Source organism: Neisseria sp. P0009.S007, assembly GCF_051962515.1.
The window spans coordinates 20,377-38,840 of the sequence record NZ_JBQCVF010000005.1 but is presented as its reverse complement, the minus strand read 5'-3'; the positions used below and the strand labels follow the sequence as shown (position 1 = coordinate 38,840).

Sequence of the window (18,464 nt, the reverse complement as noted above, 5' to 3'; positions counted from 1 at the left end):
ATAGCCGCCGTTACGAGCAGCAAAGCGTGGACCCAATTCGTCAAACAATTTAACTACAACATCACGATCGCGAGTGCGGTCAAAAGCCAAACGACGGTTTGCCAAAGAAGGTTTTTTACCCAAGGTAATCAAGGGCTCAACTACGCGGCGCAATTCTTTTGCTTTAGGCAAAGTTGTCACGATGGTTTCGTGAGTCAACAAGGAATTCGCCATATTGCGCAGCATCGCAGCACGGTGGCTGCTAGTACGGTTTAATTTGCGGTTGCCATTACGATGACGCATGTCATTATCCTTTAATCTTCAAACTTACGGCTTTTCTAAGCCTACAGGCGGCCAAGCTTCTAATTTGGAACCTAATGTCAGACCTTTAGAGGCCAACACTTCTTTGATCTCATTCAAAGATTTACGACCCAAATTAGGGGTCTTGAGAAGCTCGGTTTCAGTACGTTGAATCAAATCGCCAATATAGTAAATATCTTCAGCTTTCAGACAATTAGCTGAACGTACGGTTAATTCCAAATCATCTACAGGACGCAGCAAGATAGGATCGATAGGAGGTGCTTTTTCTTCAACCTCTTCAACCGGAGTACCTTGCAGATCTGCAAAAATAGACATTTGGTCAATTAAGATACGTGCGGCACTACGTACAGCTTCTTCTGGATCAATAGAACCATTGGTTTCAATATCCAAAACCAATTTATCCAAATCCGTGCGTTGCTCTACGCGTGCAGGTTCAACTTCAAAGCTAACACGACTGATGGGCGAAAAGCTCGCATCCAACTGAATCGCACCAATCTGTTTGTTCTCATCACGCAATACGCGACGGCCTGAAACAGACTGATAACCACGACCTTGCTCTACTTTAATTTCCATGTCGATTTGGCCATTGTCAGCCAAGTGGCAAATAACATGTTCAGGATTGATGATTTCCACATCGTGTGGCAAATCAATATCACCGGCTACAACTGCACCGGCACCTGTTTTCTTCAAAGTCAACTGAACTTGGTTACGACCGTGAAGCTTGAATACGATACCTTTAATGTTCAAGAGAACGTCAACAACATCCTCCTGAACACCATCAATAGTAGAGTATTCGTGCAATACGCCAGAAATAACTACTTCAGTTGGGGCAAAGCCATTCATGGATGACAGTAAGATACGACGCAAAGCATTACCTAAAGTATGACCAAAACCACGCTCAAATGGCTGCATAGACACCTTAGCTCGAGTAGAAGACAAGGTATCTACATCGATTTGACGAGGTTTCAAAAATTCGGTTGTGCTATTTTGCATTTAACTGTCCCTCATTGAGCTAGCATTATTTAGAGTAGAACTCTACCACCAGCTGTTCATTAATATCGCCAGACAATTCTGAGCGATCCGGCATATTTTTGAATACACCTTCCAATTTGTCGGCATCAACAGATACCCAGCTTGGCAAGCCAATTTGAGTAGCCAAGCTCAATGCCTCTTGGATACGTACTTGTTTCTTAGCTTTTTCACGAACAGCTACAACATCGCCTGCTTTAACTTGGAAAGAAGGGATATTAACAACCTGACCGTTTACAACGATAGCTTTATGAGAAACCAATTGACGTGCTTCAGCGCGGGTAGAGCCAAAACCCATACGATAAACGACATTATCCAAACGGGACTCCAGCAATTGCAACAGCAATTCACCGGTAGAACCTTTACGACGATCAGCTTCCGCAAAGTAACGACGGAATTGGCGTTCTAACACACCATAAATACGACGGATTTTTTGTTTTTCACGCAATTGCAAACCGTAGTCTGACAAACGTGGTTTTTTCGCACCGTGCTGACCAGGTGCAGAATCCATTTTACATTTTGAATCCAAAGAGCGACGTGCACTCTTCAAAAACAGATCCGTACCTTCGCGACGTGCTAATTTACATTTAGGGCCAATATAACGTGCCATGTTTTAAATCACTCCAATATTAAATACGACGTTTTTTAGGCGGACGGCAACCGTTATGAGGCAACGGGGTAACGTCAGTAATGCTGGTAATCTTGAAACCAAGAGCGTTTAAAGCACGTACAGAAGATTCGCGACCAGGGCCAGGGCCTTTAATGCGGACTTCTAAATTTTTAACGCCATACTCTTGGGCAACTTTACCAGCTGCTTCTGCTGCAACTTGTGCTGCAAATGGTGTACTTTTACGAGAACCTTTAAAACCAGCGCCGCCAGAGGTAGCCCAAGACAATGCATTGCCTTGACGGTCAGTGATTGTAATGATGGTATTGTTGAAAGATGCATGAACGTGCACAATACCTTCGCTTACGGTTTTACGTACTTTTTTACGTACACGCGAAGCTGTGTTTGCTTTAGCCATTAATCAAATTCCTTAAAATTTATTTCTTACCGGCAATCGCTTTGCGCGGACCTTTACGGGTACGAGCATTTGTGCGAGTGCGTTGACCACGACAAGGCAAGCCACGACGATGACGGAAGCCGCGATAGCAACCCATATCCATCAGTCGTTTAATGCTCATCGTTACTTCACGACGCAAATCGCCTTCAACTTCATATTTAGCAACTTGCTCACGCAAAGCGTCTAATTGAGCCTCGTCCAAATCTTTTGCTTTAGTAGTAGGAGCAATATTTGCTGCCTCACAAATCAATTTAGCACGAGTCGCACCAATACCATAAATAGCCTGAAGGCCAATTACGATATGGGCATTATTAGGGATATTTACCCCTGCAATACGAGCCATATTTTTTCCTTTTTAGGGCAAAGTATGTCACTATACCACAAAATCAATAGTTAAGAAAACTAGCTTCTTAACCTTGACGTTGTTTGTGACGTGGGTCAGTACAAATTACGCGAACTACACGATTACGACGAATAATCTTGCAATTGCGACAAATTTTCTTTACAGAAGGTTGTACACGCATTTTATTTCCTTTTATCGTTTATCTTGCTCGGAAAACAATCCGAGCACGGGTTAAATCATAAGGAGTTAATTCAACTGTTACCTTATCACCTGGAGAAATACGGATATAGTGCATTCGCATTTTTCCAGAGATATGACCAAGTACTACATGATCATTTTCCAGTTTTACTTTAAACGTTGCATTGGGCAAAGTCTCAAGGATTTCACCCTGCATCTGTATGGTATCTTCTTTAGCCATAAGCCTACTTACGTGATAAAGATTTCATATCTGGACGACTCATCAAATCTTCATACTGACTGCTCATTACGTAGGAATTGATTTGCGTCCTAAAATCCATTGTAACGACAACCAAGATAAGCAAAGATGTTCCGCCTAAATAGAAAGGTACATTCAATGCTGTCGTTAAAAATTCAGGTATCAGACAGATTGTAGTGATATACAAAGCACCAAATAATGTTAGTCTCAGTACAACTTTTTCCAAATATCTAGAAGTTTGCTCACCTGGGCGAATACCAGGTACAAATGCACCACTTTTCTTCAAATTCTCAGCCATTTCTTTAGGGCTAAATACTAAAGCAGTATAGAAATAGCAGAAGAAGATAATAGTTGTTGCAAACAATCCAATATACAAAGGCTGTCCGTGTTGCAGCATTGCAGCAACCTTATGAAGAACAGAATTCGTACTATTTGAACCAAACCAACCTAAAAGTGTAGATGGAAATAAAATAATACTGGAAGCAAAAATAGGAGGAATAACACCTGCCATATTTAGCTTGAACGGCATATGAATGCTTTGTCCCGGCATTATTCCAGAGCCAAACTGTCTTTTAGCATAATGCACAGGAACTTTACGCTGAGCACTCTCAAAATAAACTACAGCATAGATCAACAGCAAAATACCAATCACAATTGATACCGCCATCAACATACTCATAGAGCCTTGTTCAGTCAAAGTTAATAACCGAACAATACCGGATGGGATACCCGATACAATGCCTGCTGTAATAATTAAAGAAATACCATTACCAATACCACGCTCGGTAATTTGCTCCCCTAACCACATCAGAAACATAGTACCTGTAACCAAACAGACCACTGTAGAAATATGAAACTCAAGCGAACTCGTTACAACAACACCTTGTTGATAAACAAATGTTGCAACACCAAAGCTTTGCAATACAGCCAATAATACCGTCCCATACCTAGTATATTTCGTAATTATTTTCCTACCAGCCTCACCTTCCTTCTTTAAAGCTTTTAAAGAAGGAACAATTTCAGAAGCAAGCTGAACAATAATCGACGATGAAATATAAGGCATGATACCAATTGCAAATATACTAAAGCGCTCCAACGAACCACCCGAGAACATATTTAACATTCCGAATATGCCGTTTGCAGCGCCTTCGTATAACTTAGCTAATGCAACAGCATCTACGCCCGGTACCGGTATATGAGCACCAATACGGAAAACGACTAAAGCACCTAAAAGGAACACCAGACGTTTTTTCAGATCACCAAATTTGGATAATCCTGATAAAGATTGTTGATTAGCCACTGTAGTGCAAGCCTTATTCTTCTACTTTACCACCGGCAGCTTCAATAGCAGCTTTAGCACCTTTAGTAGCTTTTACACCTTTCAAGGTAACTGCTTTTGAGATTTCACCAGAAGCAATAACTTTTACATTAGAAGCAGTTGCAGGAATCAGACCAGCTTGTTTAAGAACCAAGACATCAATCTCGTTCACAGCAATCAGATTCAATTCACTCAAACGAACTTCAGCATTAGCGGCCGCAGTCAAAGATTTGAAACCACGTTTCGGCAGACGACGTTGCAAAGGCATTTGACCGCCTTCAAAACCTACCTTGTGGAAGCCACCAGAACGGCTTTTTTGACCTTTATGACCACGACCACCTGTCTTACCCAAGCCGCTACCAATACCACGGCCTACACGACGACTAGCGTGAGTAGCACCCTCAGCAGGTTGAATAGTATTCAAAAACATATTAAGACTCCACTTTCAACAAGTAGCTGATTTTATTGATCATGCCACGGTTTTCAGGGGTATCCAAAACCTCTACAGTATGTTCACGACGGCGCAAACCTAAACCGCGAGCACATGCACGATGAGATTCAATTGTACCGATCAGGCTCTTAACCAATGTAACTTTAATCTTTTTTTGCTTAGTCATGGTTAGCTCCCAAAATATCTTCTACTGTCAAGCCACGTTTAGCAGCAATATCAGCAGGGGTATACAATTTAGACAAACCGTCTAATGTAGCGCGTACAATATTGTAAGGATTAGTAGAACCATGTACTTTAGCTGAAATGTTATGAATACCCATAGCATCAAATACTAAACGCATTGGACCACCAGCTTTCACACCGCTACCTTCTTTAGCAGGTTGCATAAATACCTTAGTAGCACCATGACGACCAATAACTTCATGATGAATAGTACCGTTTTTCAAAGGTACTTTAATCATAGAGCGTCGAGCTTGATCCATTGCTTTTTGAACAGCAACTGGTACTTCTTTTGATTTACCTTTGCCCATACCGATGCGACCATCACCATCACCAACAACAGTCAGTGCAGAGAAAGCCATGATACGGCCACCTTTAACTACTTTAGTCACGCGATTAACTGCGACCATCTTTTCAATCAGGCCGTCACCGCGTTCTTCAATTTCATGTTTTGCCATCTGAAAGTCTCCAAATATTAGAAGCTTAAACCATTTTCACGTGCAGCTTCAGCCAAAGCTTTCACACGACCGTGATATTGGAAACCTGAACGGTCAAAAGCAACTTTTTCAACACCCACTGCTTTAGCTTTTTCAGCAATACGCTTACCAACTACAGCTGCTGCTTCAACGTTACTACCTGATTTCAGGCTACTACGTACTTCAGCTTCCAATGTAGAGGCTTGAGCCAATACTTTATCACCTTCAGCACTAATTACTTGAGCATAAATATGATTATTGCTGCGGAACACACATAATCTTACCATTTTCAAGTCCGCAATACGCGCACGGGTTTTGCGTGCACGACGGAGTCGGGTTGTATGTTTATCCATTAGTGAACCTCAATTATTTTTTCTTGGCTTCTTTCATCACTACTACTTCACCCACATAACGAACACCTTTACCTTTATAAGGCTCAGGAGAACGGAATGCACGAATTTCAGCAGCGACTTGGCCAACCACTTGTTTATCTGCACCAGTCAAAACGATTTCTGTTTGGCTAGGAGTTTGAACAGAAACACCTTCAGGCATTTCGTATACGATTGGATGAGAGAAACCCAAAGACAAGTTCAAAACTTTGCCCTGAGCTTGGGCACGATAACCCACACCAATCAATTGAAGTTTTTTCTCAAAACCTTCAGAAACACCCTTAACCATGTTATTAACCAATGCACGAGCAGTACCAGACATAGCATTAGCCTGTTTACTGTCATTTTTTGCAGCAAAAGTCAATTTACCATCGTTCAGTTCAATAGCAACATCGGAATGCAAAGGAAAAGACAATTCGCCGTTTTTACCTTTGATAACCAATGCATCTGTTCCGAATTTTACTTCTACACCAGCAGGAACAGTCACTGGGTTTTTTGCGACGCGTGACATTTACTTTTCTCCACTAGGCTACGATGCACAACAACTCACCACCAACACCCTCAGAACGGGCTTTGCGATCAGTCATTACACCTTTAGAAGTACTAACAATAGCGACACCCAGGCCATTCATTACGCTAGGGATCTCACTTGATGCTTTGTAAATACGCAAACCTGGACGTGAAACACGTTTAATTTGCTCAATCACAGGACGACCTGCATAGTATTTCAATTGAATTTCCAATACCGGTTTTGCATCAGCAGAAACCGCAAAATCCTCGATATAACCTTCTTCTTTCAGAACTTTTGCAATTGCACATTTCAGTTTAGAAGAAGGCATGGCAACTGCTGCTTTATTAGCACGTTGCGCATTGCGAATACGAGTCAACATATCGGAAATAGGATCATGCATACTCATTATTTATACTCCTATTACCAGCTAGCTTTAACAACACCAGGGATCTCGCCACGCATAGCGATTTCACGGATTTTAATACGGCCCAAACCAAATTTACGGAAAGTGCCACGAGGACGACCTGTTAAAGCACAACGACGACGTTGACGTACAGGTGCTGCATTACGAGGAATGGATTGAAATTTCAAACGTGCCTCAAAACGTTCTTCTTCAGTCGCATTAGCATCATTAATAACAGCGAAAATTGCCTCACGTTTAGCTGCAAACTTTTTCGCCAATGCTTGACGTTTCAGCTCACGATTAATAAGTGCTTTCTTAGCCATGATTATCCTTTAAACGGAAACTTGAACAGTGACAACAAAGCTTTCGCTTCTTCATCAGTTTTTGCAGTAGTTGTAATAGTAATATTCAAACCACGCAAAGCATCGATTTTATCGTATTCAATTTCCGGGAAAATAATTTGCTCACGAACGCCCATATTGTAATTGCCACGACCATCAAATGATTTACCGCTTACACCGCGGAAGTCACGTACGCGAGGCAATGCAATAGTAATCAAACGATCTAAGAATTCAAACATTTGATCACGACGCAATGTTACTTTGCAACCAACTGGATAGTTATCACGGATTTTAAAACCTGCGATAGATTTACGAGCAACAGTAACAACTGGTTTTTGACCAGCAATTTTCTCTAAATCAGAAACAGCATGCTCCATTACTTTTTTATCAGCAACAGCTTCACCTACACCCATATTTAAGGTGATTTTTTCAATACGTGGAACTTCCATTACTGATTTGTAACCAAATTGTTTAACCAATTCAGGAACAACTGTATCTTTATAAAACTCTCTCAAACGAGCCATGTTATCTCCTTATGCTCCAATGATAGAGCCATTTGATTTGAAGAAACGAACGCGTTTAACTTTGCCTTCATTTTCAATCAGCTTAATACCAACACGGTCAGCTTTATTAGTTTCCGGATTCAGGATTGCAATATTAGAAATATCTAAAGGCATTTCTTTAGCAATAATGCCACCCTCAATACCACGCATTGGATTAGGTTTTTGATGGCGTTTTACAACATTAACACCCTCAACAACAACTTTATCACCCAATACTCGAACTACTTGACCTTGCTTACCTTTATCTTTACCGGTAATCACTACAACCTGATCGCCTTTAATGATTTTATTCATCGCGCTATTCCTTATAATACTTCAGGCGCCAATGAAACGATTTTCATAAATCGCTCAGTACGCAATTCACGGGTTACCGGACCAAAAATACGGGTACCCAGAGGTTCAAGTTTATTATTCAACAACACAGCAGCATTGTTATCGAATTTAATTAACGCACCATCAGGACGACGCACACCTTTAGCAGTACGAACAACTACCGCATTGTATACATCACCTTTTTTGACACGACCACGCGGGGCTGCATCTTTAACTGCAACTTTAATAATGTCGCCAACAGAAGCGTAGCGACGCTTAGATCCGCCTAATACTTTGATGCACATTACGCGACGCGCACCAGAGTTATCAGCCACATCTAAGATGGTCTGCATTTGAATCATATTAGTACCTTTAAATTAACCAACTTAATTTACCACTTTCATATAACTCGCACCTTACTTTAAGCTGCTTATTAAATGAAACCATCACGGTTCTAGTAAACCAGTCTTGGATCCCGAAGGGAGAGAAACTTCCATAAGAAGCTGGAAGATAAGAAACGAAGTTTACACGCAAATTAACTTTGCTGCAAGACTTCGTTTCTTATTAAGCTGCATTACTGTGTTTTAAATCAAACAGTACGGGCTTTCTCAACCAATTCCTTTACAACCCAAGACTTGGTTTTTGACAAAGGACGAGATTCCTCGATTACCACTACATCACCAATGCCATATTGATTGTTTTCATCATGGGCATGGATTTTAGTTGATAAACGAATAATTTTACCGTACAGAGGGTGTTTAACCTTACGTTCAACCAATACTGTAACAGTTTTGTCCATTTTGTCGCTTACCACTTTGCCTTGCAAAGTACGAACATTTTTAGCTTCGCTCATTACTTAGCACCTTTTTCAGTTAAAATGGTTTTAATACGAGCAATATCGCGACGTACACGTTTCAACTCGCTAGATTTACCCAACTGACCGGTTGCATTTTGCATGCGTAAGCCAAACTGAGCTTTCAACAAGTCCAACAAATCAGAGTTTAATTGCTCAATAGATTTGTCTTTCAATTCATTTGCTTTCATTATTGACCCACCTGTCTTACTACAAAGGTTGTAGGAATAGGCAATTTGGCAGCGGCCAATTCAAATGCTTCACGAGCCAAAGACTCAGGAACACCGTCCATTTCGTACAATACTTTGCCTGGTTTAACTTCAGCAATGTAATATTCCACATTACCTTTACCGCCACCCATACGAACTTGGATAGGTTTTTCAGTAATTGGTTTATCAGGGAATACACGAATCCAAATACGACCGCCACGTTTAATATGACGAGTCATAGTACGACGAGCAGCTTCGATTTGGCGGGCAGTCAAACGACCACGACCTACGGCTTTCAAACCGAACTCACCGAAACTTACTTTGTTACCGCGAGTAGCAATACCGGTATTACGACCTTTTTGTTGCTTGCGATATTTCAGTCTAGTTGGCTGCAGCATTACGTCCACCTGCCTTTCTTTGTTTCTTCTCATGCTCAGGTTTAGAAGATTTAATATTACCTTCTGTATAAACCCAAACTTTCAGACCCAGTACACCATAAGTAGTGTGCGCTTCGCTAGTTGCATAATCTACGTTCGCACGCAAAGTATGCAAAGGCACACGACCTTCACGGTACCATTCGCTACGAGCGATATCAGCACCATTCAGACGACCTGAAGTCATGATCTTGATGCCTTTAGCACCAGAACGCATTGCATTTTGCATTGCACGTTTCATAGCGCGACGGAATTGAACACGTTTTTCAAGCTGCTGGGCAATACCATCAGCAATGATTTGTGCATCCAATTCAGGACGACGAATCTCTTCAATATTTACATGAACAGGCACACCCATCAGAGTTTGCAAGTCACGCTTCAAGATTTCAATATCCTCACCTTTTTTACCAATAACCACACCTGGACGAGCAGAGTGAATAGTAATACGTGCAGATTTAGCAGGACGCTCGATCACTACGCGACCAACTGAAGCATTAGCCAGTTTTTTACGCAAGTAGTTACGAACATCAATATCTTGTTTCAAAACAGTAGAAAAGTCGGTGCTTTTAGCAAACCATTTTGAAGACCAGTCTTTAGTTACCGCCAGGCGAAAGCCTGTAGGGTTAATCTTTTGTCCCATAGCTTTTCCTTAGTTGCCCACTGTCACGTTAATATGACAAGTTTGTTTCTCGATGCGGTTACCGCGACCTTTGGCACGAGCTTGAAAACGTTTCAAGCTTGGACCTTTGTCAACAAAGATAGTTACCACTTTCAGTTCGTCAATGTCTGCACCATTGTTGTGTTCGGCATTGGCGATTGCTGATTCCAATACTTTTTTAATCAGCTCAGCACCTTTTTTAGGGCTGAATGCCAAGATATTCAAAGCTTGGGCAACGTCTTTACCACGAATCAAATCAGCTACCAAACGAGCTTTTTGAGCTGAAATACGGGCGTTTTTATGTTGTGCACTTACTCTCATGATTCACCTTATTTCTTTTTAGCCTTTTTATCGGCCAAGTGGCCTTTAAAGGTACGGGTCAATGAGAACTCACCTAATTTATGACCAACCATGTTGTCACTGATAAACACAGGCACGTGAGTGCGACCGTTGTGTACAGCGATAGTCAGACCAATGAAATCAGGCAAAATGGTAGAACGACGTGACCAAGTTTTAATTGGGCGTTTGTCGTTGCTTGCACGAGCAGCATCTACTTTTTTCAGCAAATGCAGGTCTACATATGGGCCTTTTTTTAATGAACGAGCCATACTAATTAACCTTTATTTGAGTAACGACGACGAACAATCATGTTATCCGTGCGTTTGTTATTACGAGTGCGGTAGCCCTTAGCAGGAGTACCCCATGGGCTAACCGGTTCGCGAGCTTCACCAGTACGGCCTTCACCACCACCATGCGGGTGATCAACAGGGTTCATTACAACACCACGAACGGTCGGACGAATACCACGCCAGCGGTTAGCACCAGCTTTACCGATTTTTTTGAGGCTTTGTTCTTCGTTACCAACTTCACCGATAGTTGCACGGCAATTTACGCTAATTTTGCGTACTTCACCAGAACGCAAACGAACTTGAGCGTAAGCACCTTCTTTTGCAAGCAATACCGCAGAAGCACCAGCAGAACGCGCAATTTGCGCACCTTTACCTGGTTTCATTTCGATACAGTGAATAGTTGTACCAACAGGAATATTGCGGATCGGCAAAGTGTTACCTACTTTGATAGCAGCCTCAGCACCGGAAACCAATACTGCACCGGCTTGAATACCACGAGGAGCAATGATGTAGCGACGCTCACCATCTGCATAGCACAACAGTGCGATAAATGCAGTACGGTTAGGGTCATATTCGATACGCTCTACTTTTGCAGGGATACCGTCTTTGTTACGTTTAAAATCTACAACGCGGTAATGATGTTTATGGCCACCACCTTTATGACGGGTAGTGATATGACCATTGTTGTTACGACCGGCAGTAGAATTTTTCTTTTCTAGCAGAGGTGCATAAGGTGCACCTTTGTGCAAACCTTCTGTTACCACGCGAACCATGCCGCGACGGCCTGCAGAGGTCGGCTTCATTTTAACGATTGCCATTTTGTTTATTCCTTATCTGCAGCTGCAGCAGCGGCTTCCAAATCCAACTCTTGACCGGCAGCCAAGCTTACATAAGCCTTTTTAACATCGCTGCGACGACCTAAAGTGCGACCAAAACGTTTAACTTTACCTTTAATGGTAACAGTAGTAACGTCTGCAACTTGAACGCCGAACAGCAGCTCAACAGCCGCTTTAATTTCAGGTTTTGTTGCATTTGCCAAAACTTTAAACGTCATTTGGTTACGTTTTTCAGCCAATACGTTGCTTTTTTCAGAAACGATAGGTGCCAAGATTACTTGAGTCAAACGTTGTTGATTCATACCCATTGCTCCTCTAATTGTGCAACTGCATCTTTAGTGATAACGACTTTTTTGTAACGCAGCAAGCTGTAAGGATCAACTTGTTGAGCTTCCAAAACCAATACGTTAGGCAAGTTGCGTGAAGCCAAGTAAACATTCTCGTCGAGCTGTTTAGTTACAAACAGAACTTGCTCCAAACCCAAATTTTTCACTTGTTCAGCAAAAACTTTGGTTTTAGGAGTTTCAGCAGTCAATGCTTCGATTGCAAACAAACGTTCATCACGAGCCAATTGGGACAAAATAGTCGCCATACCGGCACGGTACATTTTACGGTTCACTTTTTGAGTGAAGTTTTCGTCAGGTTTGTTTGGGAATGCACGACCACCTTTACGCCACAGCGGAGAAGAAGTCATACCGGAACGAGCACGACCGGTACCTTTTTGGCGCCATGGTTTTTTAGTAGAGTGGTTTACTTCGGCACGAGTCTTTTGAGCACGATTACCAGAACGGGCATTTGCCAAGTAAGCAGTAACCAGTTGGTGAACCAGAGCTTCATTGTATTCACGAGCAAACAAAGCATCAGAAACAGCCAAGCTGCCAGATACTTGTCCTTTAGCGTCAATTACTTTCAATTCCATTACGCACCTACTTTCACGCTAGGACGAACCACGACGTCGCTGTTAACCGAACCCGGAACAGCACCTTTAACCAACAAGAGTTGGCGTTCAGCATCAACACGCACAACTTCCAATTTTTGAACAGTTGCTTTAGTGTTACCGTATTGACCTGCCATACGTTTACCAGGGAACACGCGACCAGGGTCTTGTGCCATACCGATAGAACCAGGAACACGGTGAGAACGGGAGTTACCGTGGGAAGTACGTTGAGCACCGAAGTTATGACGTTTGATCGTACCAGAGAAACCTTTACCTTTAGAGGTACCGGTTACATCTACCAATTGACCAACTTCAAACATAGAAACGGTAATTTCATCACCGACTTTTAATTCAGCCAGCTTTTCTTCAGTCAAAGCAAACTCAACCAAACCGCGACCAGCTTCAACACTCGCTTTAGCAAAGTGACCGGCTTCAGTTTTGTTGACACGATTAGCTTTTTTCTGACCAAAGGTAACTTGTACAGCAGTGTAGCCGTCAGTATCTTTGGATTTCACTTGTGTAACGCGGTTGGCAGACATATCCAAAACAGTTACCGGAACAGAAACACCCTGTTCGTCGAACACGCGAGTCATACCAACTTTGCGTCCAACCAGACCTAAAGTCATGATTATTTTCCTTTTAAGTAAAGGGGCGGGCTACGATTGGCCTGCCTTTCAGACAAAGTTAAACTTGATACGGATGTACCAAGTCCACCATTATAATTGACAAATCAAAGAAATATCAACAAAAATTTCAATTTAACTTCTTAAAACCATCATTTTTTTCGGATGAAGCGTTGCCAAATGTCTGACAATTTTCAGACGGCCTAAGAATTCTATAAAAAAACCGAACAGCCAAGCTGTTCGGTTTTTCAGTTCTTATTGAACTTTAATTTCTACATCCACACCCGCTGGAAGATCCAGTTTCATCAGTGCATCAGTAGTTTTGTCAGTCCAGTCCACGATGTCCATCAGACGCAAGTGGGTACGGATTTCCAATTGTTCACGAGAAGTTTTATTCACGTGAGGAGAACGCAAGATGTTGAAACGTTCGATTTTAGTTGGCAAAGGAATCGGACCTTTAACAACAGCGCCAGTACGTTTGGCAGTTTCAACGATTTCTTGCGCAGAACGGTCAATCAGACTGTAATCATAAGCTTTCAGGCGGATACGGATTTTTTGGTTTGCCATTTATCAATATCCCTCAATTAAGCAATTACAGAAGAAACCACACCCGCACCTACGGTACGACCACCTTCGCGAATCGCAAAGCGCAGACCTTCTTCCATAGCGATAGGCGCAATCAGTTCTACAGTAATGGTTACGTTCTCACCTGGCATTACCATTTCTACACCTTCTTCCAAAGTAACTGCACCAGTTACGTCAGTAGTACGGAAGTAGAATTGTGGACGGTAGTTAGCGAAGAATGGAGTGTGACGACCACCCTCTTCTTTGCTCAGTACGTATACTTCTGCTTTGAATTTGGTGTGAGGAGTGATAGTACCTGGTTTAGCCAATACTTGACCACGCTCTACATCTTCACGTTTAGTACCACGCAGCAATACGCCTACGTTGTCACCTGCTTGACCTTCGTCCAGCAGTTTGCGGAACATTTCAACACCGGTACAAGTGGTTTTTTGAGTTTCTTTCAGACCTACGATTTCGATCTCGTCACCAACGTGGATGATACCGCGCTCTACACGACCGGTTACTACTGTACCACGACCGGAGATAGAGAATACGTCTTCGATAGGCAACAAGAAAGGTTTGTCCACAGCACGCTCAGGTGTTGGGATGTAGCTGTCCAGAGCAGCAGCCAATTCGAAGATTTTTTCTTCGTAACCAGCGTCACCTTCCAAGGCTTTCAGTGCAGAACCTTGTACGATTGGGCAGTCATCACCTGGGAAGTCGTAGCTTGACAACAAGTCACGGATTTCCATTTCAACCAGTTCCAACAACTCGGCATCGTCAACCATGTCGCATTTGTTCATGAATACGATGATGTAAGGTACACCTACTTGGCGGGCCAACAGGATGTGTTCGCGAGTTTGTGGCATAGGACCGTCAGCTGCGGAACATACCAAGATCGCGCCGTCCATTTGGGCAGCACCGGTAATCATGTTTTTAACGTAGTCGGCGTGGCCTGGGCAGTCTACGTGTGCGTAGTGACGGGTTTCAGTTTCGTATTCTACGTGTGAGGTATTAATGGTAATACCGCGGGCTTTTTCTTCAGGAGCGTTGTCGATTTGGTCGTAAGCTTTTGCAGCACCACCAAATTTTTTAGCCAAAATAGTAGTCAAAGCAGCAGTCAGAGTGGTTTTACCATGGTCAACGTGACCGATGGTGCCAACGTTTACGTGCGGTTTGCTACGTTCAAATTTTTCCTTAGCCATGAGCTAATTCCTTTACATTAAAGATCGATTAAAGAACAGAGGCCGTCTGAAAAATCATTTCAGCCTTTCAGACGACCTATTTGCCTGATTAGCCTTTACGGGCTTCAGTTACAGCAGCAGCTATGTGGGCAGGAGCTTCAGAATATTTCTTGAACTCCATAGAGTAAGTAGCGCGGCCTTGGGTTGCAGAACGCAGGTCGGTAGAATAACCGAACATTTCTGCCAGAGGCACTTCGGCACGGACTTTTTTACCGCCGATGCCGTCATCATCCATACCCAATACAACACCACGACGACGGTTCAAGTCGCCCATTACGTCACCCATGTATTCTTCAGGTGTTTCCACCTCAACTGCCATGATTGGTTCCAACAGAGCTGGATTGGCTTTACGCATACCTTCTTTGAAGGCTTGAGACGCAGCCAATTCGAAGGCCAGTTGAGAGGAGTCAACATCGTGTGAAGAACCGAAGATCAGACGCACACGTACGTCAACTACTGGGTAACCGGCAACGATACCGTTAGGCAAAGTATCGCGAATACCTTTATCGACAGACGGAATAAATTCGCGAGGAATCACACCACCTTTAATTTCATCGATAAATTCGTAGCCCGCACCACCTGGTTCCATAGGTTCCATTTTGATCACAACGTGACCGTATTGACCTTTACCACCAGATTGTTTGGCATGTTTGTATTCAGCTTCAACTTCTTTGCGGATGGTTTCACGGTAAGCCACTTGAGGCGCACCGATGTTTGCTTCCACGCCGAATTCGCGTTTCATACGGTCAACAATAATTTCCAAGTGCAGCTCACCCATACCAGAAATAATGGTTTGACCGGACTCTTCGTCTGTACGAACGCGGAAAGAAGGGTCTTCTTTCGCCAGACGGTTCAGGGCGATACCCATTTTCTCTTGGTCGGCTTTGGTTTTCGGCTCAACGGCAATATGGATTACCGGCTCAGGGAATTCCATGCGTTCCAAGATGATAGGTGCGCTTTCTGCACACAAGGTCTCACCAGTAGTAACGTCTTTAAGACCGATCGCAGCTGCAATATCACCAGCGCGTACTTCTTCAATTTCAGTACGGTCTGCAGCAGTCATTTGCACCAAGCGACCGATACGTTCGCGAGTACCTTTTACAGAGTTCAATACGGTATCACCGGATTTCACCACACCAGAGTAAACGCGGATGAAAGTCAGCTGACCAACGTATTTATCATTCAACATTTTGAACGCCAATGCAGAGAATTTCTCTTCATCGCTGGCTTGACGGCTGTCGGCTTCTTCAGTGTTAGGGTTAACACCTTGAACTGGAGGAATGTCGGTAGGAGCAGGCAGCAATTCTACAACTGCATCCAACATACGTTGAACACCTTTGTTTTTAAATGCTGAACCGCACAACATTGGTTGAATTTCACCGGCCAAAGTACGTTGACGCAATGCGCCTACGATTTCTTCTTCAGTCAGCTCATCACCGCCCAAGTATTTGTCCATCAATTCTTCGCTGGCTTCTGCTGCAGCTTCAATCATGTTTTGACGCCATTCTTCGGCAGTCTCAACCAATTCAGCAGGAATGTCGCCATAGGTAAAGGTTGTACCTTTATCGGCTTCATTCCAAATAATGGATTTCATTTTCAACAGGTCAACGACACCGCTGAAGCTGTCTTCCGCACCAACCGGAATCACGATAGGTACTGGGTTTGCGCGCAAACGGGTTTTCATTTGCTCAACAACGCGGAAGAAGTTGGCACCTTGACGGTCCATTTTGTTTACAAATGCCAAGCGAGGTACTTGGTATTTGTTAGCTTGACGCCATACGGTTTCAGATTGAGGTTGAACACCGCCTACTGCACAGTAAACCATTACCGCGCCGTCCAATACACGCATAGAACGCTCTACCTCTACAGTAAAGTCAACGTGTCCCGGAGTGTCGATGATGTTGAAACGGTGCTCAGGGAACTGTTTCGCCATACCAGACCAATAAGAAGTCACAGCAGCAGAAGTAATGGTAATACCACGCTCTTGCTCTTGTTCCATGTAGTCGGTAGTAGCCGCGCCGTCATGCACTTCGCCCAATTTATGAGTCAAACCTGTATAGAACAAAATACGTTCTGTTGTGGTTGTTTTACCCGCGTCAATATGGGCAGAAATACCGATATTGCGATACAGGCTGATAGGGGTCTTACGAGCCATTTTGTTAGCCTTTCGATATTAGAAACGGAAGTGAGAGAATGCTTTGTTTGCTTCAGCCATGCGGTGTACTTCTTCACGTTTTTTCAACGCACCGCCACGACCTTCAGCCGCATCAATCAATTCACCCGCCAAACGCAGGTCCATAGATTTCTCACCACGTTTACGGGCCGCATCGCGAACCCAGCGCATTGCCAAGGCCAGACGACGTGAAGGACGAACTTCAACAGGAACTTGGTAGTTTGCACCACCTACACGGCGGCTTTTCACTTCCACGATAGGTTTGGCGTTTGCAATGGCTTCGTTAAATACTTCGATTGCTACTTTGCCGGTTTTTTTCTCAATTTGCTCCAGAGCACCGTAAACGATACGCTCTGCAACAGATTTTTTACCGTCAATCATCAATACGTTCATGAATTTAGTCAGCTCAACGCTGCCGAATTTTGGATCTGGCAGTACGTCGCGCTTAGGGACTTCTCTACGTCTTGGCATTTTAATTTCCTTTAATCTATTCAGTTGGGTCTATTCCCATGAATACCCAATTAAGTATTCACTTACTCGGCCGTTGTTCAGCTTAGGCGGCCGACGTGCCTATTTGAGTCCCGATAATTATTTAGGACGCTTAGCACCGTATTTAGAACGGGCTTGTTTACGGTCTTTAACACCTGCAGTATCCAAAGAACCGCGTACAGTGTGGTAACGTACACCTGGCAAGTCTTTTACACGACCGCCGCGAATCAATACGACGCTGTGCTCTTGCAGGTTGTGGCCTTCACCGCCGATGTATGAAATTACTTCAAAACCGTTGGTCAGGCGAACTTTACATACCTTACGCAATGCAGAGTTAGGTTTTTTAGGGGTAGTTGTGTATACACGGGTGCACACGCCACGTTTTTGCGGGCAAGCTTCCAGTGCAGGCACTTTGTTTACGTACACGGGCTTTTGACGGCCTTTGCGTACCAATTGGTTGATAGTTGGCATATTTTCTCGTCCTGTTGAGTTAAATACTTGCCGACACCATGTCGGCAAGAGTGGAATTATAGTTTTTTTGCAAGATACAAGTCAAGCATATTGCTGATAAATCATGATGTTTTTTCATTTTGTGATAACGATTTAACAACAAAGGCCGTCTGAAAATATATTTTTCAGACGGCCTGTTGAATGTATAGA

At 43.2% G+C, this 18,464-nt stretch carries 33 protein-coding genes; all 33 read right to left on the bottom strand.

Annotation, left to right across the window (positions count from 1 at the left end; translation table 11 throughout):
- Positions 1-282 (bottom strand): 50S ribosomal protein L17 (gene rplQ / locus ACTHS3_RS01675; protein WP_440366958.1); only part of this gene is annotated, 282 nt, incomplete at its 3' end.
- A gap of 24 nt (positions 283-306) precedes the next feature.
- Positions 307-1,293 carry a DNA-directed RNA polymerase subunit alpha gene (locus tag ACTHS3_RS01670; RefSeq protein WP_003684706.1) on the bottom strand — a complete coding sequence of 329 codons (987 nt, stop codon included), beginning with the start codon at positions 1,291-1,293 and terminating at the stop codon, positions 307-309.
- 25 nt (positions 1,294-1,318) lie between these two features.
- Positions 1,319-1,939, bottom strand: a complete 621-nt coding sequence (gene rpsD / locus ACTHS3_RS01665) for a 30S ribosomal protein S4 (protein ID WP_003749296.1) — start codon at positions 1,937-1,939, stop codon at positions 1,319-1,321.
- A gap of 19 nt (positions 1,940-1,958) precedes the next feature.
- Positions 1,959-2,354 (bottom strand): 30S ribosomal protein S11, encoded by a 396-nt coding sequence (gene rpsK / locus ACTHS3_RS01660; RefSeq protein WP_002216249.1) that lies wholly within the window; start codon positions 2,352-2,354, stop codon positions 1,959-1,961.
- 19 nt (positions 2,355-2,373) lie between these two features.
- Entirely contained in the window at positions 2,374-2,736 is a 363-nt protein-coding gene (gene rpsM / locus ACTHS3_RS01655) for a 30S ribosomal protein S13 (protein ID WP_003749295.1), read from the bottom strand.
- A 67-nt stretch (positions 2,737-2,803) separates the two neighbouring features.
- Positions 2,804-2,917, bottom strand: a complete 114-nt coding sequence (gene rpmJ / locus ACTHS3_RS01650; protein WP_003697674.1) for a 50S ribosomal protein L36 — start codon at positions 2,915-2,917, stop codon at positions 2,804-2,806.
- Between the two features lie 18 nt (positions 2,918-2,935).
- Positions 2,936-3,154, bottom strand: a complete 219-nt coding sequence (gene infA / locus ACTHS3_RS01645; RefSeq protein WP_003684714.1) for a translation initiation factor IF-1 — start codon at positions 3,152-3,154, stop codon at positions 2,936-2,938.
- A 4-nt stretch (positions 3,155-3,158) separates the two neighbouring features.
- The gene (secY, locus tag ACTHS3_RS01640; RefSeq protein WP_004520193.1) at positions 3,159-4,472 is read right to left on the bottom strand and encodes a preprotein translocase subunit SecY; all 1,314 of its coding nucleotides are present in this window, start codon (positions 4,470-4,472) and stop codon (positions 3,159-3,161) included.
- A gap of 13 nt (positions 4,473-4,485) precedes the next feature.
- Positions 4,486-4,920 carry a 50S ribosomal protein L15 gene (gene rplO / locus ACTHS3_RS01635; protein ID WP_004520192.1) on the bottom strand — a complete coding sequence of 145 codons (435 nt, stop codon included), beginning with the start codon at positions 4,918-4,920 and terminating at the stop codon, positions 4,486-4,488.
- A gap of 1 nt (position 4,921) precedes the next feature.
- Entirely contained in the window at positions 4,922-5,107 is a 186-nt protein-coding gene (gene rpmD / locus ACTHS3_RS01630; RefSeq protein WP_440366956.1) for a 50S ribosomal protein L30, read from the bottom strand.
- Complete coding sequence (gene rpsE / locus ACTHS3_RS01625; protein WP_003684704.1) at positions 5,100-5,618, bottom strand: 30S ribosomal protein S5; 519 nt, start codon at positions 5,616-5,618, stop codon at positions 5,100-5,102. The genes rpmD and rpsE overlap by 8 nt, the downstream gene beginning before the upstream one ends.
- 17 nt (positions 5,619-5,635) lie before the next feature.
- Positions 5,636-5,989, bottom strand: coding sequence for a 50S ribosomal protein L18 (gene rplR, locus ACTHS3_RS01620; protein WP_003749287.1), 354 nt, complete (start codon positions 5,987-5,989; stop codon positions 5,636-5,638).
- A 13-nt stretch (positions 5,990-6,002) separates the two neighbouring features.
- Positions 6,003-6,536: a 50S ribosomal protein L6 gene (rplF, locus tag ACTHS3_RS01615; RefSeq protein WP_004464590.1), complete on the bottom strand. Its 534-nt coding sequence runs from the start codon at positions 6,534-6,536 to the stop codon at positions 6,003-6,005.
- A 13-nt stretch (positions 6,537-6,549) separates the two neighbouring features.
- Positions 6,550-6,942, bottom strand: coding sequence for a 30S ribosomal protein S8 (gene rpsH / locus ACTHS3_RS01610; RefSeq protein ID WP_003684738.1), 393 nt, complete (start codon positions 6,940-6,942; stop codon positions 6,550-6,552).
- Positions 6,943-6,956: 14 nt separating this feature from the next.
- Positions 6,957-7,262 (bottom strand): 30S ribosomal protein S14, encoded by a 306-nt coding sequence (rpsN, locus tag ACTHS3_RS01605; RefSeq protein ID WP_003684736.1) that lies wholly within the window; start codon positions 7,260-7,262, stop codon positions 6,957-6,959.
- 2 nt (positions 7,263-7,264) lie between these two features.
- On the bottom strand, positions 7,265-7,804 hold the full coding sequence (gene rplE, locus ACTHS3_RS01600) for a 50S ribosomal protein L5 (RefSeq protein ID WP_003684750.1): 540 nt from the start codon (positions 7,802-7,804) through the stop codon (positions 7,265-7,267).
- Positions 7,805-7,813: 9 nt separating this feature from the next.
- Positions 7,814-8,137: a 50S ribosomal protein L24 gene (gene rplX / locus ACTHS3_RS01595; protein WP_004520190.1), complete on the bottom strand. Its 324-nt coding sequence runs from the start codon at positions 8,135-8,137 to the stop codon at positions 7,814-7,816.
- Between the two features lie 11 nt (positions 8,138-8,148).
- Positions 8,149-8,517, bottom strand: coding sequence for a 50S ribosomal protein L14 (rplN, locus tag ACTHS3_RS01590; RefSeq protein WP_002215434.1), 369 nt, complete (start codon positions 8,515-8,517; stop codon positions 8,149-8,151).
- Positions 8,518-8,744: 227 nt separating this feature from the next.
- Positions 8,745-9,008, bottom strand: coding sequence for a 30S ribosomal protein S17 (rpsQ, locus tag ACTHS3_RS01585; protein ID WP_003684766.1), 264 nt, complete (start codon positions 9,006-9,008; stop codon positions 8,745-8,747).
- Positions 9,008-9,199, bottom strand: coding sequence for a 50S ribosomal protein L29 (gene rpmC / locus ACTHS3_RS01580; RefSeq protein WP_003684705.1), 192 nt, complete (start codon positions 9,197-9,199; stop codon positions 9,008-9,010). The genes rpsQ and rpmC overlap by 1 nt, the downstream gene beginning before the upstream one ends.
- Positions 9,199-9,615: a 50S ribosomal protein L16 gene (gene rplP, locus ACTHS3_RS01575; RefSeq protein ID WP_003684741.1), complete on the bottom strand. Its 417-nt coding sequence runs from the start codon at positions 9,613-9,615 to the stop codon at positions 9,199-9,201. The genes rpmC and rplP overlap by 1 nt, the downstream gene beginning before the upstream one ends.
- On the bottom strand, positions 9,599-10,291 hold the full coding sequence (rpsC, locus tag ACTHS3_RS01570; RefSeq protein WP_004520189.1) for a 30S ribosomal protein S3: 693 nt from the start codon (positions 10,289-10,291) through the stop codon (positions 9,599-9,601). Before rpsC ends, rplP begins: the two co-directional genes overlap by 17 nt.
- Before the next feature lie 9 nt (positions 10,292-10,300).
- Positions 10,301-10,630, bottom strand: coding sequence for a 50S ribosomal protein L22 (gene rplV / locus ACTHS3_RS01565; protein ID WP_003749277.1), 330 nt, complete (start codon positions 10,628-10,630; stop codon positions 10,301-10,303).
- Between the two features lie 8 nt (positions 10,631-10,638).
- Complete coding sequence (gene rpsS / locus ACTHS3_RS01560) at positions 10,639-10,917, bottom strand: 30S ribosomal protein S19 (RefSeq protein WP_002215422.1); 279 nt, start codon at positions 10,915-10,917, stop codon at positions 10,639-10,641.
- 5 nt (positions 10,918-10,922) lie between these two features.
- Positions 10,923-11,756, bottom strand: coding sequence for a 50S ribosomal protein L2 (rplB, locus tag ACTHS3_RS01555; RefSeq protein ID WP_003684813.1), 834 nt, complete (start codon positions 11,754-11,756; stop codon positions 10,923-10,925).
- A gap of 5 nt (positions 11,757-11,761) precedes the next feature.
- A complete protein-coding gene (gene rplW, locus ACTHS3_RS01550) occupies positions 11,762-12,076 on the bottom strand; it encodes a 50S ribosomal protein L23 (RefSeq protein ID WP_002243944.1) in 315 nt (104 codons plus the stop codon).
- The gene (gene rplD / locus ACTHS3_RS01545) at positions 12,073-12,693 is read right to left on the bottom strand and encodes a 50S ribosomal protein L4 (protein ID WP_003684798.1); all 621 of its coding nucleotides are present in this window, start codon (positions 12,691-12,693) and stop codon (positions 12,073-12,075) included. The genes rplW and rplD overlap by 4 nt, the downstream gene beginning before the upstream one ends.
- Positions 12,693-13,337, bottom strand: coding sequence for a 50S ribosomal protein L3 (rplC, locus tag ACTHS3_RS01540; protein ID WP_004520188.1), 645 nt, complete (start codon positions 13,335-13,337; stop codon positions 12,693-12,695). The genes rplD and rplC overlap by 1 nt, the downstream gene beginning before the upstream one ends.
- 252 nt (positions 13,338-13,589) lie before the next feature.
- Positions 13,590-13,901 carry a 30S ribosomal protein S10 gene (gene rpsJ / locus ACTHS3_RS01535; protein WP_002642322.1) on the bottom strand — a complete coding sequence of 104 codons (312 nt, stop codon included), beginning with the start codon at positions 13,899-13,901 and terminating at the stop codon, positions 13,590-13,592.
- Positions 13,902-13,918: 17 nt separating this feature from the next.
- Entirely contained in the window at positions 13,919-15,103 is a 1,185-nt protein-coding gene (gene tuf, locus ACTHS3_RS01530; RefSeq protein ID WP_004520187.1) for an elongation factor Tu, read from the bottom strand.
- 88 nt (positions 15,104-15,191) lie between these two features.
- On the bottom strand, positions 15,192-17,297 hold the full coding sequence (fusA, locus tag ACTHS3_RS01525) for an elongation factor G (RefSeq protein WP_003749269.1): 2,106 nt from the start codon (positions 17,295-17,297) through the stop codon (positions 15,192-15,194).
- Between the two features lie 18 nt (positions 17,298-17,315).
- On the bottom strand, positions 17,316-17,786 hold the full coding sequence (gene rpsG, locus ACTHS3_RS01520) for a 30S ribosomal protein S7 (protein WP_002240962.1): 471 nt from the start codon (positions 17,784-17,786) through the stop codon (positions 17,316-17,318).
- Positions 17,787-17,903: 117 nt separating this feature from the next.
- Positions 17,904-18,275 carry a 30S ribosomal protein S12 gene (gene rpsL / locus ACTHS3_RS01515; protein WP_002218431.1) on the bottom strand — a complete coding sequence of 124 codons (372 nt, stop codon included), beginning with the start codon at positions 18,273-18,275 and terminating at the stop codon, positions 17,904-17,906.
- Between the last annotated feature and the right edge of the window lie 189 nt (positions 18,276-18,464).

Excerpts from the sequence above, each read along its gene's own strand:
- ACTHS3_RS01670 (WP_003684706.1), bottom strand. The coding sequence starts at position 1,293 with ATGCAAAATAGCACAACCGAATTTTTGAAACCTCGTCAAATCGATGTA.
- rpsD (WP_003749296.1), bottom strand. The coding sequence starts at position 1,939 with ATGGCACGTTATATTGGCCCTAAATGTAAATTAGCACGTCGCGAAGGT.
- rpsK (WP_002216249.1), bottom strand. The coding sequence starts at position 2,354 with ATGGCTAAAGCAAACACAGCTTCGCGTGTACGTAAAAAAGTACGTAAA.
- rpsM (WP_003749295.1), bottom strand. The coding sequence starts at position 2,736 with ATGGCTCGTATTGCAGGGGTAAATATCCCTAATAATGCCCATATCGTA.
- rpmJ (WP_003697674.1), bottom strand. The coding sequence starts at position 2,917 with ATGCGTGTACAACCTTCTGTAAAGAAAATTTGTCGCAATTGCAAGATT.
- infA (WP_003684714.1), bottom strand. The coding sequence starts at position 3,154 with ATGGCTAAAGAAGATACCATACAGATGCAGGGTGAAATCCTTGAGACT.
- rplO (WP_004520192.1), bottom strand. The coding sequence starts at position 4,920 with ATGTTTTTGAATACTATTCAACCTGCTGAGGGTGCTACTCACGCTAGT.
- rpmD (WP_440366956.1), bottom strand. The coding sequence starts at position 5,107 with ATGACTAAGCAAAAAAAGATTAAAGTTACATTGGTTAAGAGCCTGATC.
- rpsE (WP_003684704.1), bottom strand. The coding sequence starts at position 5,618 with ATGGCAAAACATGAAATTGAAGAACGCGGTGACGGCCTGATTGAAAAG.
- rplR (WP_003749287.1), bottom strand. The coding sequence starts at position 5,989 with ATGGATAAACATACAACCCGACTCCGTCGTGCACGCAAAACCCGTGCG.
- rplF (WP_004464590.1), bottom strand. The coding sequence starts at position 6,536 with ATGTCACGCGTCGCAAAAAACCCAGTGACTGTTCCTGCTGGTGTAGAA.
- rpsH (WP_003684738.1), bottom strand. The coding sequence starts at position 6,942 with ATGAGTATGCATGATCCTATTTCCGATATGTTGACTCGTATTCGCAAT.
- rpsN (WP_003684736.1), bottom strand. The coding sequence starts at position 7,262 with ATGGCTAAGAAAGCACTTATTAATCGTGAGCTGAAACGTCAAGCATTG.
- rplE (WP_003684750.1), bottom strand. The coding sequence starts at position 7,804 with ATGGCTCGTTTGAGAGAGTTTTATAAAGATACAGTTGTTCCTGAATTG.
- rplX (WP_004520190.1), bottom strand. The coding sequence starts at position 8,137 with ATGAATAAAATCATTAAAGGCGATCAGGTTGTAGTGATTACCGGTAAA.
- rplN (WP_002215434.1), bottom strand. The coding sequence starts at position 8,517 with ATGATTCAAATGCAGACCATCTTAGATGTGGCTGATAACTCTGGTGCG.
- rpsQ (WP_003684766.1), bottom strand. The coding sequence starts at position 9,008 with ATGAGCGAAGCTAAAAATGTTCGTACTTTGCAAGGCAAAGTGGTAAGC.
- rpmC (WP_003684705.1), bottom strand. The coding sequence starts at position 9,199 with ATGAAAGCAAATGAATTGAAAGACAAATCTATTGAGCAATTAAACTCT.
- rplP (WP_003684741.1), bottom strand. The coding sequence starts at position 9,615 with ATGCTGCAGCCAACTAGACTGAAATATCGCAAGCAACAAAAAGGTCGT.
- rpsC (WP_004520189.1), bottom strand. The coding sequence starts at position 10,291 with ATGGGACAAAAGATTAACCCTACAGGCTTTCGCCTGGCGGTAACTAAA.
- rplV (WP_003749277.1), bottom strand. The coding sequence starts at position 10,630 with ATGAGAGTAAGTGCACAACATAAAAACGCCCGTATTTCAGCTCAAAAA.
- rpsS (WP_002215422.1), bottom strand. The coding sequence starts at position 10,917 with ATGGCTCGTTCATTAAAAAAAGGCCCATATGTAGACCTGCATTTGCTG.
- rplB (WP_003684813.1), bottom strand. The coding sequence starts at position 11,756 with ATGGCAATCGTTAAAATGAAGCCGACCTCTGCAGGCCGTCGCGGCATG.
- rplW (WP_002243944.1), bottom strand. The coding sequence starts at position 12,076 with ATGAATCAACAACGTTTGACTCAAGTAATCTTGGCACCTATCGTTTCT.
- rplD (WP_003684798.1), bottom strand. The coding sequence starts at position 12,693 with ATGGAATTGAAAGTAATTGACGCTAAAGGACAAGTATCTGGCAGCTTG.
- rplC (WP_004520188.1), bottom strand. The coding sequence starts at position 13,337 with ATGACTTTAGGTCTGGTTGGACGCAAAGTTGGTATGACTCGCGTGTTC.
- rpsJ (WP_002642322.1), bottom strand. The coding sequence starts at position 13,901 with ATGGCAAACCAAAAAATCCGTATCCGCCTGAAAGCTTATGATTACAGT.
- tuf (WP_004520187.1), bottom strand. The coding sequence starts at position 15,103 with ATGGCTAAGGAAAAATTTGAACGTAGCAAACCGCACGTAAACGTTGGC.
- fusA (WP_003749269.1), bottom strand. The coding sequence starts at position 17,297 with ATGGCTCGTAAGACCCCTATCAGCCTGTATCGCAATATCGGTATTTCT.
- rpsG (WP_002240962.1), bottom strand. The coding sequence starts at position 17,786 with ATGCCAAGACGTAGAGAAGTCCCTAAGCGCGACGTACTGCCAGATCCA.
- rpsL (WP_002218431.1), bottom strand. The coding sequence starts at position 18,275 with ATGCCAACTATCAACCAATTGGTACGCAAAGGCCGTCAAAAGCCCGTG.